This window comes from Guyparkeria sp. TX1, from assembly GCF_046523965.1.
In the GTDB taxonomy this organism is placed as follows: Bacteria; Pseudomonadota; Gammaproteobacteria; order Halothiobacillales; family Halothiobacillaceae; genus Guyparkeria.
In genome coordinates this window covers 547735-560464 of sequence record NZ_CP144142.1, presented here as the reverse complement: position 1 = coordinate 560464, position 12730 = coordinate 547735, and the positions used below count along the sequence as shown (strand labels likewise).

The 12730-nt window shown below is 63.7% G+C and carries 10 protein-coding genes; 2 read left to right on the top strand and 8 right to left on the bottom strand.

Features of this window, described 5'->3' with window-relative positions:
* Positions 1-44: 44 nt before the first annotated feature.
* Both VWP12_RS02690 and VWP12_RS02685 read right to left on the bottom strand, forming a co-directional pair.
* Positions 45-227 (bottom strand): hypothetical protein, encoded by a 183-nt coding sequence (locus VWP12_RS02690; protein WP_410474493.1) that lies wholly within the window; start codon positions 225-227, stop codon positions 45-47.
* A gap of 4 nt (positions 228-231) precedes the next feature.
* On the bottom strand, positions 232-1089 hold the full coding sequence (locus VWP12_RS02685; RefSeq protein WP_410474492.1) for a metallophosphoesterase: 858 nt from the start codon (positions 1087-1089) through the stop codon (positions 232-234).
* Between the two features lie 410 nt (positions 1090-1499).
* On the opposite strand from VWP12_RS02685, the gene VWP12_RS02680 reads away from it, so the two are divergent.
* Together VWP12_RS02680 and glnE are read left to right on the top strand one after the other, a co-directional pair.
* Complete coding sequence (locus tag VWP12_RS02680) at positions 1500-1976, top strand: DsrE family protein (RefSeq protein ID WP_125199364.1); 477 nt, start codon at positions 1500-1502, stop codon at positions 1974-1976.
* 164 nt (positions 1977-2140) lie between these two features.
* Positions 2141-5014 carry a bifunctional [glutamate--ammonia ligase]-adenylyl-L-tyrosine phosphorylase/[glutamate--ammonia-ligase] adenylyltransferase gene (gene glnE / locus VWP12_RS02675; protein WP_410474491.1) on the top strand — a complete coding sequence of 958 codons (2874 nt, stop codon included), beginning with the start codon at positions 2141-2143 and terminating at the stop codon, positions 5012-5014.
* Positions 5015-5034: 20 nt separating this feature from the next.
* Here glnE and xth read toward each other — a convergent pair whose 3' ends face one another.
* The 6 genes from xth to dnaN form a co-directional block, all read right to left on the bottom strand.
* The gene (gene xth / locus VWP12_RS02670; protein ID WP_410474490.1) at positions 5035-5826 is read right to left on the bottom strand and encodes an exodeoxyribonuclease III; all 792 of its coding nucleotides are present in this window, start codon (positions 5824-5826) and stop codon (positions 5035-5037) included.
* 76 nt (positions 5827-5902) lie between these two features.
* The gene (locus VWP12_RS02665; protein WP_410474489.1) at positions 5903-6850 is read right to left on the bottom strand and encodes a GIDE domain-containing protein; all 948 of its coding nucleotides are present in this window, start codon (positions 6848-6850) and stop codon (positions 5903-5905) included.
* Positions 6851-6882: 32 nt separating this feature from the next.
* The gene (locus VWP12_RS02660; RefSeq protein WP_125199368.1) at positions 6883-7455 is read right to left on the bottom strand and encodes a LemA family protein; all 573 of its coding nucleotides are present in this window, start codon (positions 7453-7455) and stop codon (positions 6883-6885) included.
* A 62-nt stretch (positions 7456-7517) separates the two neighbouring features.
* Positions 7518-9929, bottom strand: coding sequence for a DNA topoisomerase (ATP-hydrolyzing) subunit B (gene gyrB / locus VWP12_RS02655; protein WP_410474488.1), 2412 nt, complete (start codon positions 9927-9929; stop codon positions 7518-7520).
* A gap of 479 nt (positions 9930-10408) precedes the next feature.
* The gene (recF, locus tag VWP12_RS02650; protein WP_410474487.1) at positions 10409-11479 is read right to left on the bottom strand and encodes a DNA replication/repair protein RecF; all 1071 of its coding nucleotides are present in this window, start codon (positions 11477-11479) and stop codon (positions 10409-10411) included.
* 10 nt (positions 11480-11489) lie between these two features.
* A complete protein-coding gene (dnaN, locus tag VWP12_RS02645) occupies positions 11490-12599 on the bottom strand; it encodes a DNA polymerase III subunit beta (RefSeq protein ID WP_410474486.1) in 1110 nt (369 codons plus the stop codon).
* Positions 12600-12730: the final 131 nt, after the last annotated feature.

Below are 12730 nucleotides of genomic sequence, written 5' to 3'. Positions count from 1 at the left end.
CCTCGAACGAGGGGCCTTTTTTAATGGGCGCCGGCCGCGCCGGATCAGGCAAAGGGATCGAAGGGCTCCTGATCCTTGCGCCGGTGATGACGCTTTAGATCCAGCTCCAGCGATTTGATCAGGGTGTGTTCGTCGACCGGCTCGCGGTCGCGACGCTCCAGTTCGGCACGCGCCCTCTCGATCAGGCGCCGCAGTTCCGTCAGAGAAAGACGATTGAAATCGAACATCGGATCAGCCGGTCGCATCGATCACGGAATGGAAGTGGTGCCCGCGGCGCACGAACCGGTGGGTCCGCACACTGGGATCGTGGTAGTGCGCGCTCACGGCGAGGGTGTCGCCTACCTCGACCAGCGCCAGCCCACGGCCGGGCCGTTCGTCCCACGCGCCGCAATCGATCCAGAGCCGGTTGCCGTCACGCACGGGCTGGCCGGTAATCGTATGTCCGGCGATGACCCAGTCGATGCCCCGCACACTGCGTTCCGGTCGACGGCCATCGAGCACCTCGTGGACCTGCGAGCGCCCCCACAGCATGGTGTCGAGCTGTGGGTCGGCCTTTGTCGAGGCCCAGTAGCTCAGCTTCTTGACCCGCTCGAGTCGAGCGATGTTCTGGTCCCAGTCCCACAGCGGCAATTCGGCATGCACCACGCCGACGGCCGCCGGTCCGTTGCCGACCTGGATCATCAACGGCATCTGGCTGATCAGGTTCATCACCTCGGTGATCAGGTCGTCCCACTTGTCGTCGTTGAGCTTGTCGTAGGGCTCCAGCAGCCAGGCCGAGCCCATCGCCTCGAGGTCGGCGTGCTGGCGAGCGGTCAGGCAACGTTCGGCGAGCGCGTCGCGATGATTCGCGATCACCCGCTCGTGATTGCCGGCCACGGAAAAGAACCAGGGCTCACCCAAGAGACGCAGGGTGCCCAGTGAATCCTCGCCGTAGTCGATCAGATCCCCTACGGCAATGACACGATCCCGCTCCGGGGAAAAATCGTGCTTGTCGAGGATCTTTTCCAGCAGCGGCCGACTGCCATGCAGATCGCCGACGATGAAATCCCGACCCCGCGGGTTCTTCAAAAGCTGTTTGAATAACGTCATGTAATCTAAGCAACAACGCCTGCGCCACGGCATGCGACGGGCCGTCTGACATGCCATGAGGATTGGATTGGGTCGACGGTCCGTCCGGGACTCAAATCGGCAACGAGCTGGGCGACTTCGCTGCCACGCGGGGACGGGGCGGGCAGATAGCCCGCCGATCGCATGATCGATATGTTCGCTAAAAAATAGCGTCAGGTCAACAGCTTGGCCAACGGCTCCTGCGGTTGCGCGCGAGGTCGCAAAAGCCCGCATCGTCGCCATCGATTTTGCCCAACATTCGCTGATACCCCATTCGATAATTTACCGACTAAAGGGCTGCGCTTCCATTTGCTTGAGCGTATGCTGTTTGACGGGATGCAATTCACACCCGTGACAATAAAACCGACGGAAACCAGTCAAGGAGGATTTTCATGAAAACCCGTTCCCTTTTCCCGGCCGCCTGGCTGATGTTGCTTGCCGCGTTCTCCTTCGCCAATGCAGCGCATGCCGCCGATGCCGACAAGATCGAGAAAGTCGGCGGCAATACCCTGGCCAAGGAACACCTGGTGCTGCAGATCACAGAAAGTGACATGCAGCGCCAGAACCTGGTGCTCAATGTTGCCAACAACGTCCTCAAGGCACGTGGTGGCCCGGATCAGATCGACGTCGAAGTCGTTGCCTTCGGTCCGGGCATCAGCATGCTGTTTGCCAACAACCATCACGCCGAGCGCATCCAGTCGCTGGCTGATCAGGGCGTGCGCTTCTCCGCCTGCGAGAACTCGATTGCCGGCGCGACGCGCAAGCTGGGCAAGGAACCGGAGATGAATTCCGCCGCCGTCCCGGTCGAAGCCGGTATTGCCCGCATCCTCGACCTGGTCGACGCCGGTTACGTGCTGGTTCGCCCGTAACGCCAGAACCCCGCACGCAAGCCGCCCCGGTTCCCTTATCAAGGGCCCGGGGCTTTTTTGTGGCCGATCGAACGTCACCCAAATCACGGCACTGCAACCCTGCACCCACCTACCGGCAAGGCGTATGATCGAGGCATCCCTCATCAACCGACAGGCCGATCCCCGTGTCCGACCTCGACGAAATCACCCCCGCACAGACGCTACTTGATCAACTGAGCCAATCCTCCTCACTGGAGCCCTCGCAACGCACCCAGCTCGAACACGTGATGCGCTGCAGCCCGTTCATCCAGCAAAGTCTGGCCGCCGAGGCCGACATCCTCGATTACGTGCTCGATGGATGCGCCGACGACTTCCTCGGCGACGGGCTCGAGGCGCGCTTCGCCCGGCTGAGCGGCTCGGCCGACGAGCGCCGAGCGCTGGAAACGGCGGCCTTCGGTCGGGAGCTACGACGCCTGCGTCGGCGCGAGATGATCCTGATCGCCTGGCGCGATCTCAACGGCATCGATGACACCGATGCCACCCTGCGCTCGCTGTCGAAACTGGCCGACTACTGCGTCGCCGAGGCGCTTGCCTACCACGAGCATCACCTGCAGTCGCGCTTTGGTCAGCCGCGCGGGCCGAACGGCGAGCCGATCGGCCTGGTCGTGATCGGCATGGGCAAGCTCGGCGGCGACGAGCTCAATTACTCCTCGGACATCGACCTGATCTTCGCCTATGCCGAGGAAGGGGAGACCGACGGCCGCAAGACGATCAGCAACGCGGAGTACTTCATCCGGCTCGGCCAACGGCTGATCCGCTCGCTCGACGAGAAGACCGGTCACGGCTTCGTCTTCCGGGTCGACATGCGTCTGCGTCCCAACGGCGACGAGGGCCCCTTGGCGATGAGCTTCGACGGGCTGGAGCTCTACTACGCCACGCGCGGACGCGAATGGGAACGCTATGCGTGGATCAAGGCACGCGTGATTGCCGGCGACCAGGAGGCCGGGCGCGAGCTGATGGACATGCTCCGCCCGTTCGTCTTCCGTCGCTACCTCGACTTCGGTGCGTTCAGCCAGTTGCGTGAGATGAAGCGCATGATCGAACGGGAGATGACCGATGCCGCCATGCACAACAACATCAAGCTCGGCCCCGGCGGCATCCGCGAGATCGAATTCATCGGCCAGCTGTTCCAGCTACTGCGCGGCGGACGCGAACCCGCGCTGCAAGCGCGACGACTGATCCCCGTGCTCGCCATCCTCGAGGAAATGGGCGAGCTGGACGAACACACCGTCACCGATCTCACCGCCGGCTACGACTTCCTGCGTCGGTCCGAGAACCGTCTGCAGATGCTCTACGACCACCAGACGCAGACCCTGCCGGACAACAAGTTCGATCAACTGCGCCTGGCGATCGCGATGGGATTCGAGGACTGGGGTCATTTCCTTTATGCCCTCGACCAGCACCGCGATCGCATCCACGGACATTTCTCCGAGGTGTTGCGGCTGCCCAGCGACGGCGACGAGAGCGAGGAGCCACTGGAACAGGTCTGGAATGGTCTGGGCGATGTAGCCGACCGCGTCGCCATCCTCGAACGTCACGGCTTCGAGCAAGCATCCGTGCTGGAGCAGCATCTCTCGTCGTGGCGCGACACCCAGGCGCCGGCGATCAGCGGCACCGTGGCCCAGCGACTCGACGAGCTGATGCCCGACCTGTTGCGAGACATCAGCGCCTACCAGGGCCAGGTGGCGATCCTCGATCGCATGCTCGACCTGCTGACGGCCATACTGCGCCGCTCTGTCTACGTGGCATTGCTGATCGAACAACCCCAGGCCCGTCGCCAACTGGTCCGGCTGGTCCACGGCAGCCCGTGGATTGCCTCGCTGCTGACGCAGCACCCGATTCTCCTCGACGAGCTGATCGACCCCGAAACCCTGTATGCCCCGCCCAACAAGTCCGAACTGGCGCAGGAACTGGGGGAACTGCTGGGCAAGTGTCCGCACGACGAGGAACGCAGCCTCGACGAGCTGCGCCGATTCAAGCAACTTGCGACCCTTCGGGTGGCCGCTGCCGACGTGGTCGGCGCCTTGCCGGTAATGCGGGTCTCCGATCAGCTCACCTGGATTGCCGAGGTGATCCTCGAGGCGGTTCACCAACGTGCCCGGGAGCAGATCGAGGCGCGCCACGGCAAGCCACGCGCAGTCAACGATGCCGGCGAGGCATTCACACCAGGGCTGGCCATCATCGGCTACGGCAAGCTCGGCGGGATCGAACTCGGATACGGCTCGGATCTCGATGTGGTCTTCCTGCACGATTCCACTGATCGGGAGGCGGTCACCGATGGGGATCGTTCGATCGACAACAGCCTCTACTTCGCGCGGCTGGCCCAGAAGATCATCCACACCCTGAGCATCCGCACCCCAGCCGGCGTGCTCTACGAGGTCGACACGCGCCTGCGACCGGACGGCGTCGGGGGGTTGCTGGTCTCGTCGGTGAACGCCTTCGCGCAGTACCAGGCGGAACACGCCTGGGTCTGGGAGGTGCAGGCAATGTGCCGTGCGCGTTTCGTGGGCGGATCCAACTCGGTGGGCGATACCTTCGCCGAGATCCGGCGCCTGACGCTGACCCAGGAAAGGGACCCGAGCGAGCTACGCGAGGCCGTGGTGGGCATGCGTCGCAAGATGAGGGCAAACCAGACCGAGACACCGGCCGGGCTATTCCACCTCAAGCGCGACGTCGGCGGCATCACAGACATCGAGTTCCTGGTGCAGTACCTGTTGCTGCGCCATGCCGCCGAGCACCCGGAGATCCTCGAGTTCACCGACAACATCCGTCAGCTCGATTCGCTCAGGGATGCCGGGTTGATCGACGCCGAGGCCAGCGACGCCTTGGTCCAGGCCTACCGAACTCTGCGGGACGCGGGCCATCATCAGGCCCTGCTGGGCAGCCGCTCGGTGGTCGAGGCCCAGGCGTACGAGGCCGAGAGACAGATCGTGATCGATCAATGGCAGGCGTTGGTCGGTTGCCTGCCACCGGGGTCCGACGGCGATAGCACCGAGTAGCGGTCAGGCTGCGGCACCCGTTAGCTGCCGGGCGCACCGTGATCGAGTTCGAGCACCACCGGGGCATGATCCGACGGACGTTCCCAACGACGGGGCTCCACGTCGATCCGGCAGGCCCGGGCTTGATTGCGCAGGGCCTCACTGATCAGGATCAGGTCGATCCGCAGGCCGCGATTGCGACGGAAATTGGCCTGCCGATAATCCCACCAGGAAAAGGCGTTCTCCGGCTGATCGAACAGGCGGAAGGCGTCGATCAATCCGGTCTCGAGGATCCGGTCAAGCGCATCGCGCTCGGGGGTGCTGCACAGGATACGATCCCGCCAGGCTTCCGGGTCATGGACATCGGCGTCCGCGGGGGCGATGTTGAAATCGCCGACCACCACGCGCTTGGCGTACCGGCCTGCCTCCTCGGCCAACCACCGGGTCAGGGCTTCCAGCCAGGAAAGCTTGTAGGCGTATTTCTCCGAACCAACCGCCTCGCCATTGACCACGTAGAGGTTGATCACCCGCAAATCGCCAAACGTCGCGGCAATCACCCGTCGCTGAGGGTCCTCGAAACCGGGGATATCGGTGACCACGTCGGTCGGTTCCGGCCAGTGGGCGGGATAGACCCACGCCACCCCGTTGTAGGTCTTCTGGCCGTTGGCGATCACGCGGTAACCGGCCGCCTCGATCGTCTCGCGATCGATGGCCTCGTCGAGCTGCTTTAGCTCCTGCAAGCCGAGCAGGGTGGCGGGCTGGTCGCCCAGCCAGTCCAGTACCTGCGATTGGCGGACCTTGAGCGAATTGACGTTCCAGCTAACGATGTTCATGCGCGTCTGCCTCGGGCGAAATCCTTGAGCGAAATCATGGGACCATTCTCGCAGAATCCGGGCAACCTGCGGGCCGTCAGAACGGCGCGCGAATCCCCTGGGCGATCAGCCAGATCACGAACAGCACCAACGAGGCGCTGATGAACGCGCCAGCCTTGCGGGTCTTGCGCCGTATCAGCCTCTCCTGGGGCAGGCCGGAAATGATGAACGGCTCACCGCCCGTCGGCCGACGCAGGAGATGAACGGTGTTGCTGGCCGAGACCCGTGGGTCATCGGCCTCGCTGAGCTCCTTTCTCGCCTGCGCGCGGGCCAGGCGCATGGCCCAATCCCATTCACGCGGCGAGATATCGCCATCGCCATCCAGATCGAAACGTTCACGGGCCGCCGCGTCGTGTTTCCACTCCTGCAGGAGTTCACGCCGACGCCTTTCGATCACGTCCCGCTCCGAGACTCCGCCATTTCGATGCCCACGGGTTTCCAGCCAGCCGAGCACGTACAGGGGTTGTTCAGGGAGAAGCAGGCGTTCGGTGTAGCGATACGGCTTGCCGCCGAAACCGAGCGAGGAAGTCGACGACCAGTCGGAGTCCGAGGCACGCTCGCGCCAGCGTCGACTGGAATGCGGGATTACCCGGGCGTGATCCGGATCGACGAACGCCTCGTCGGTGCCATCGTCGATCCGCAGCAGGGCATCGCTGGTCCGCCGCTCGACGGTGACCCAGTTCCGATTCTTGCCGCTGGACTCAAGCCGCTCGATCTTCATGTCGAACCACAGACACGGGGTGAAGGTCAGCGGCGAGTAGAGGGGATGCTCGGCGATCACCCGCCCGGTGCCCTCGATCTCGTTGAAGCCCTGGGCGGCCGAGCGCAGCTTGGCGGTTGGGGTATGGGCGATGATCCGGGCCCGGGCAAGGGTGCGAAACCCGACGAACAGGCAGACCAGCAGCAGGATCAGCAACCCCGTCCAGAGCACCAGGTAGAAACCCGGGTCGAGACCGATCAACCAGTCGGATAGGGCGTCCTGCATCGGTCGTCAACCAGGCTGGGCGACAGCCGGGATCAGCTGAACAGGGCCTTCACGTCGACGTCTTCGGTGGTCTTGCGATCGAACTCCAGCAACCGGAAGGCACGGAAGCGGAACAACTGGGCGATCAGGACATCCGGGAACTGTTCGATGCGGATGTTGTTGGTGTTGACCGCCGCGTTGTAGAACTCGCGCCGATCGGCGATCTCGTTTTCCAGCCCGCTGATGCGCTGCTGCAGGTGCTGGAAGGTCTCGTTGGCCTTGAGCTCGGGGTAGGCCTCGGCCACCGCGAACAGGTTACCCAGACCGAGGCGCAGGCTCTGCTCGGCACCGCCCAGCGCCCCGACGTCGCCGCGCTGCTGCGCGTCATTGACCGCCGCGCGCGCCTCCATCACCCGTTCGAGCGTATCGCGCTCGTAGTGCATGTACTGCCGGGCGGTTTCAACCAGCTTGGGCAACTCGTCGTGACGCTGACGCAGCAACACGTCGATGTTCGACCAGGCCTGCGAGACGTTGTGCTTCAGCTGCACCAGGCCGTTGTAGACGATGATCCCCCAGATCAGGATCAGCACCAGCAGGAAAACGATGATCGACAGCGCGATGCCCATGGTTTGCTCGCCTCCGTGGCCACCCCGCCATAACGGGGTTCAGTTGCTTCAATGATTGCGGGTTACACGTCGATATTGGATGCCGACAGCGCGAATTTCTCGATGAAATCACGACGCGGCTCGACCAGGTCGCCCATCAGCACGGTGAACACCGAGTCGGCCGCGACGGCATCCTCGATGCGCACCTGCAGCAGGCGACGGGTGTCCGGGTTCATCGTGGTTTCCCACAGCTGATCCGGGTTCATCTCACCCAGACCCTTGTAGCGCTGCACCGCTAGGCCACGTCGGCCCTCGGTCATCAACCAGTCGATTGCCTGCTCGAACCGCTCGATCGGCTGGCGACGCTCGCCGCGGACCACCTCGGCTCCTTCGGCAATCAGCCCGTCGAGCCGCTCGCCCAGATCGGCCAGCAGCCGGTATTCGTTGCCACTGAAGAAGGCAGCCGGGATGGTGGTTTCATGTGAAACACCATGTTGGCTACGCTCAATGCGGAACACGTGGCCGTGCTCGCCTTCCTCCATCGCCACACCGTATTCCACCCCGGCATCGGCGATGGCATTGAGCATGCCGTTAAAGTGCCCCAGCCAGCCGGCCAGACGCGACTCGTCGTCCATCATGGCCGGCTCAAGGCGCCCGATCTGCATCAGCGCCTTGAGCGCGTTGAGATCGAACCGGTTGGCCATGCGCTCGATCATCGCCTGGGCCGACAGGTATTCACGCGCCAGCGACTCGAGGCCCGGCCCGGAGATCGGCGGGGTGTTCTCGCCCAGCTCCAGGCGCGCGCCGTCGACCGCCTGCTGCAAGAGGTACTGGTTCAGGGCCAGATCGTCCTTGAGGTACTGCTCCTGCTTGCCCTTCTTGACCTTGTACAGCGGCGGCTGGGCGATGTAGACGTGACCGCGCTCGACCAGCTCGCGCATCTGGCGATAGAAGAAGGTCAGCAGCAGGGTACGGATGTGACTGCCATCGACGTCCGCGTCGGTCATGATGATGATGCGGTGATAGCGCAGCTTGTCCGGGTTGAAGTCCTCCCGACCGATGCCGCAACCCAGCGCGGTGATCAGCGTGCCCACCTCGACCGAGGAAAGCATCTTGTCGAAACGGGCCTTCTCGACGTTGAGGATCTTGCCCTTGAGCGGCAGGATCGCCTGCGTGCGCCGGTCACGGCCCTGCTTGGCCGAGCCGCCGGCGGAGTCGCCCTCTACCAGGTACAGCTCGGAGAGAGCCGGGTCCTTCTCCTGGCAGTCGGCCAGCTTGCCGGGCAGGCCGGCGATGTCGAGCGCGCCCTTGCGACGGGTCATCTCGCGGGCGCGACGTGCCGCCTCGCGGGCACGCGCCGCCTCGATGATCTTCGAGGTGATCGCCTCGGCATCGGCCGGATTTTCCTCGAGGAAATAGGCGAGGTGCTCGGCGGTCATCGACTCGACTGCGGTCTTCACCTCGGAGGAGACCAGCTTTTCCTTGGTCTGCGAGGAGAACTTCGGGTCAGGGACCTTGACCGATATCACCGCCACCAGGCCCTCGCGCCAGTCCTCGCCGGTGGTGCTGACCTTGGCCTTCTTGAGGATCCCGTTGCGATCCATGTAGTCGTTGAGCGTACGCGTCAGTGCGGTGCGGAAACCGGTCAGGTGCGTGCCGCCGTCGCGCTGCGGGATGTTGTTCGTGTAGCAGAACAGGTTTTCCTGGTAGGAATCGTTCCACTGCAAGGCGAGCTCGATGCCGACATCGTCACGATCGCCGGTGAGGTAGATCACGTTCTTGTGGATCGGTGTCTTGCCGGTGTTCAGGTGCTCGACGAACGCACGGATACCGCCTTCGTAGTAGAACGTGTCCGAGCGGCCGCTCTGCTCTTCGGAGAGCGAGATGTGCACCCCGGAGTTGAGGAACGACAGCTCGCGCAGGCGCTTGGCCAGAATGTCGTAGTGGAAGGTGACGTCGGTGAAGATCGTCTGGCTGGGCAGGAAACGGATCTGGGTACCGGAGCGCTCGGTGGGACCCGCATCCTTCAGTGGATACTGCGGCTCGCCCAAGTGGTATTCCTGCACCCAGCGGCGGCCCTGGCGCCAGATGGTCAGGTCCAGCCGGTCGGAGAGTGCGTTGACCACCGAGACGCCCACGCCGTGCAGGCCACCGGAGACCTTGTAGCTGTTCTGGTCGAACTTACCGCCGGCGTGCAGCACGGTCAGGATGACCTCGGCGGCCGAGCGGCCCTCTTCCTCGTGCAGGTCCGTGGGGATGCCGCGACCGTCGTCGGTAACCGACACGGACCCATCGGCGTGGATCGTCACGTCGATCTTGGAGCAATGGCCGGCCAGCGATTCGTCGACCGCGTTGTCCACCACCTCGAACACCATGTGGTGCAGACCGGTGCCGTCGTCGGTATCGCCGATGTACATCCCGGGGCGCTTGCGCACCGCGTCGAGTCCCTTGAGGACCTTGATGCTGCTGGAGTCGTAAATGTTATCGGCGCTCATGTAGCTCTTGTCCCTTCCTGTCGCAGCGGTCCTGTCGGCGGCGCTTGCCGAACCGGACCGGTCCACCGGGAGATCGGCCGGCTGGCCAATCCGTCCCGATCGTTCCGACGGTGTTTCAAAACTTAGGGAAGGTCTGCACGAATAGCCAATGCCTCTGGCTTACCGGCTTGTTCGCCATCAAGGCGCCGATCCGAAGGCGGGCCCAATATGATAACGAGGGCCCGGCGAGGATCGGCAACACCGAGGGCGGGCAAGCCGGCAAGCCCCACAGGGCGGGCCGCCAGGCGCCTATCTGCGGTGTTGCAGCGCTTGCCAATGACGACGGCCATTGGACGGCGCACTGCGCCTTGCATCTGGACGCCTGGCGACCCGCAGAGGCGTTGGCTATTCGCGCAGACCTTCCCTGCTGATCATACCATTTTCCCGCCCAACCTCGGATCAGACCGATGAGCGGGCCGCCAACACGGGGTCGACACCACTCAACGGGGCGTGATCTGGCCTGCCGAGACCGCAAAGCGTGCCTGGATATCGCCCTCACCATCGATGGCGTCGGCGGCGATCACGCTGACGAACGCCTGATGCCCGCTCGCGCCGAGATAGTCCAGCACCCGGCGGCGATTGTCGGCATCGAGCTCCGAGGCCAGATCGTCGAACAGCACCACCGCGGGTTCACCACGCACCTCGGCCCAGAGATCGAGCACCGCCAGGTGCAACAGCACCACCAGCATCTTGATCTGCCCGCGGGAGGCGACCTGCCGGGCCTCGTGATCGTCGAGCGCGATCTTGAGATCCGCGCGGTGGGGACCGAACAGGCTGGCCTGCTGGTCGCGTTCGCGCTCGGCACCCTGGCGAAGGGCTTGTTCGAGATCGAGATCCTGGCGGTAGCCGGGCAGGTAGCGCAAGGCGAGCACGCTACCCGGCAGCATCCGCTCCAGCAGGGCGGTGATCCGCTGGTTGAGATTCGCAAGCACCTCGCGTCGGGCCGTTTCGAGTCGGCCAGCGGTTTCGAGATAGAGCTGATCCCATGCCGGTTCGCGGCGGCCCCGGCGCAGCAGGGCGTTGCGCTGCTTGAGCGCGCGCTGGAAATCGCGATGGATGCCGTGGAAGTCCGGCCGGGCATAGAACCCGACGCGGTCGAGGAAACGGCGCCGGTAGTCGGGCGAACCGAGCACCAGGTCGTCGGATTGCGGGTGCAGGGCCAGCACCGGCAGCAGCCGGGCCAGTTCACTCAGCCGGGCGACGTTTTCCTGGTCGACCCGCAGGGTCATGCTGCGCCGATCGCGCTGCAACGCGAGCCGATGCGTGGTGTGGCCGGCCTGGGTCTTCACCTCGGCACGCAGCAACAGATCATCGGCACCGTGTCGGATCAGTTCGCTGGCGTTGTTGCCGCGAAAGGAGCGCCCAAGGCTCAAGGTGTGAATCGCCTCGAGCAGGCTGGTCTTGCCGGCGCCGTTGGCCCCGCTGATCAGGTTGATGCCGGCCGCCGGCTCGAGATCGAGTGGTTCGAGGTTGCGGAACCGCTCGACGTGCAGTGTCGCCAGTCGCGTCACGTCAAGCCGCTTAGATCTTCATCGGCATGAGGACGTAGCGGGTCCGGATGGCGTCTTCGTCGGTCGGCAGGATCAGGGCACTGGATTCGGGGGTCTCGAAATCCATGCGGACCTGCATGTCGTCGACGTGCGAGAGGATGGCCAGCATATAACTGATATTGAAGGCGATTTTCAGGTCATCGCCCTGGTAGTGAACCGGGATTTCCTCGCGGGAGGATTCCTGGTCGCTGTTGATTGCCTCGATCGCCAAGCGGTCGGATTGCAGGTGGTAGTGCGCACCGGCGAAGCGGTCGGTGTTGAGCACGGATGCACGTTGCAGGACCTGCTTGAGCGTCTCGCGATCGACGTGGACCTGTTTGCTGTTGTTCTTCGGGATGACCCGCTCGTAATCCGGGAAACGACCGTCGATCAGCTTGCTGACCATGCGTTGGTGGGCGAGCTTGAGTTCGATCTGCTGGGTACTGACCAGCAGTTCGACCGGGGAGTTGTCGTCGCGGTCCAGCGCCCGCATCAGTTCCATCACCATCTTGCGCGGCACGATGATGCGCAGGGTCTCCTCGATCGCCTGCTGACTGTCGGTTTCGGCGAGCGCCAGTCGATGGCCGTCGGTGGCCACGCAACGAATACGCTCAGGGCTGACTTCGAACAGCAGGCCGTTGAGGAAATAGCGGACATCCTGCTGGGCCATCGAAAACTGGGTCTTGTCGAGCATGGCGCGAAGCCGATCCTGTCCCAGGACCAGGCGATGTTCCTCGGTGGTCGCTTCCATGCGCGGGTATTCGTCGGCAGGCAGGCAGGCGAGTCGAAACACGCTGTGGCCGGCCTGGACGATGACGAAGCCTTCTTCCTGGCGAATGACGATCTGCGATTCGGCGGGGATTGCTCGAATGATGTCGTGCAGCTTGCGTGCGTTGACCGTGGTTCGACCCGGCTGGGGGGCGTCGACGGGACACTCGCTTTCCAGTTGGATCTCGAGATCGGTGCCGGTGAGCTTGAGCCGATCGGCATCCACTTCAAGCAGCAGGTTGCCCAGGATCGGCATCGTCTGGCGTTTCTCGACGCCTCCGATTACCCGGTTGATGGCATCGAGCAGGTCCGGTCGACTGACGGTCAGTTGCATGGTGGGCGGTTCCTCTGAATCAGTAACAGATGTTTTTATTCTGTTGATGATGATGAATGTGACGTAGCCGCTTTCCTTGGGATAAGTGCGAAAAGCCGAGTTCGATCAGTAGCTTCTCGCACTTAACAGGT